Annotated in this window: 1 protein-coding gene; it reads right to left on the bottom strand. The window is 44.8% G+C overall.

The annotated features are described in order from the left end of the window. On the bottom strand, nucleotides 1-1,526 hold a 1,526-nt coding region (gene glmS, locus ACO4PX_RS10065), incomplete at its 3' end, for a glutamine--fructose-6-phosphate transaminase (isomerizing) (protein WP_485572571.1). Nucleotides 1,527-2,034 lie beyond the last annotated feature (508 nt).

Genomic DNA, 2,034 nt, shown 5'->3' with positions numbered 1-2,034 from the left:
ATATAGCTGATTTCCTTCAGCTTCAAAGCGCCCTCCATGGAGATGGCCCAGTCCAGCCCTCTTCCCAGGAAGAAAATGTTGTCCGCATCCTTTAGTTCCTTTGCCATAGGGAGGATTTCCTGATCAAAGGAAAGACATTGCTGAATCTTTCCCGGAAGAAGGAAAAGCTCTTCTGTTAAGCTTTGAGTCTCTTCCTTGCTGATTTTTCCCTTTGCCTTAGCCAAAAGCAGGGAGAAAATGTAGCCTGCCGCAAGCTGACAGCTGTAGGCCTTGGTGGTGGCTACCGCAATTTCCGGTCCGGCCTGGGTGTAAAAGACAAAGTCGGATTCTCTGGCAATGGCAGAGCCTTTCACATTTACGATGGAAAGGGTTTTCGCCCCTAATTTCTTGGCTTCCTTTACGGCTGCCAAGGTATCCGCAGTTTCTCCGGACTGACTGATGCTGATCACCAGTTCGCCCTTTTCCAAAATAGGGTGGTTATAGCGGAATTCACTGGCCAGCTCCACCTGCACCGGAACTCTGGACAAGCTTTCGCAGACGGATTTTAAAACCCATCCCGCGTGGTAGGCGGAACCGCAGGCAATTACCCGAACTCTGGAAATTTCCTGAAAATCCTTTTCCGTCATGGAGAAGGCTTCATAGGAAAATTCCGGATTTTCTGAATTTCCCGCATTTCCTGCAGTCTCTTCATTTTCCTGATTGCAGGCATAGAGCAGGGTGTCCTTCACAACCTTAGGCTGTTCAAAGATTTCCTTTTCCATAAAATGCAGATAATCGCCCTTATGAATCTGGCTCTGATCCAGTTCTGCGATAGCGGAAGAACGCTGTACTTCTTCGGCATTTTTATTGTAAATATGGATTTCCTTTTCGGAAAGGCTTAGAATCTCCCGATTTTCCACAGGGTAGATTTCCTTGGTATAGTCCAAAAAGGCGGAAACATCGGAAGCCAGATAGAAGGCATTTTCTCCCTCACCCACAATCAAAGGACTGTCCTTACGCATGGCATAAAGAGTCTTTTCATCCTCCTGGAACATGATGGCAAAGGCATAAGAGCCCTTCAGTTCCTTTTGTACGGAGAAGAGAGCTTTTAAAATGTCCTTATCCTTCCGGTAATAATATTCAATCAGGTTTACCGCTACCTCCGTATCCGTGTCGGAGTAGAAGCTATAACCCTGTTCCTGTAAAAAATTCTTAAGCTCCGCAAAGTTTTCAATAATCCCGTTATGCACCAGCACCACTTCTTTATGCATGGACAGGTGGGGGTGGGCATTTTTTTCACTGGCCTTACCGTGGGTGGCCCAACGGGTGTGACCGATTCCCATAGAGTAGGGAAGCTGACACTCCTTGGAAGAGGCAACTTTCTTTTTTAATTCTTCTAATTTTCCTACAGCCTTTACCACTGTGAAAGGCTGAGAGTACAAAGCGATTCCCGCAGAATCATAGCCTCTGTATTCTAGACGGGAAAGACCGGCCAGAAGAATATCCTTTGTATTCCCCTGCCCAACAAAACCAACAATACCGCACATTGTAAATTCCTCCTATTTGATTGTTTATGGTGCGGAGAAAGCTTTTGTTACGATTTTGATTTCGCTTTTTTTCTTTCCCTAACGATGCACTACTCCGAAACAGCATCCGCCGAATCTTTCGATGACTGTTTACCTCGTCGGCTTTGGGGTTCCCGAAGCCCTGGCGCTAATTTTTCTTTTTTCCTCAGAAAGAAAAATTTGTGTTATGATACCATGGTGAAAAAGCACTTGGGAATGCTTTTTTGCAAAATTTAAAGAAAAATTCTTTTTCCGGAGAAATTCTGAAATTGTTCTTAAGCAGGAAGTAGAGGAAAGTTCCGAAGAAAAGCCCTGGGAAAGAACCTTGAGAAAATGCAGAAAAAAGCCAAAGAAAATCCTCGGAAAAATGCAGAAAAGCCTTGACAATACAAGGGAAATTCTATAAAGTGATAAGGCTGTTATTACAGCGGAACAGAAGCAGGGCAAATGCCCGGGCTACATTAAATACTGAAATCAGTCCCTTGACTGG

The organism is Oribacterium sp. (assembly GCF_057249185.1).
Note: the sequence above shows the minus strand (reverse complement) of the source record. Positions and strands in the feature narration are given on the sequence as shown.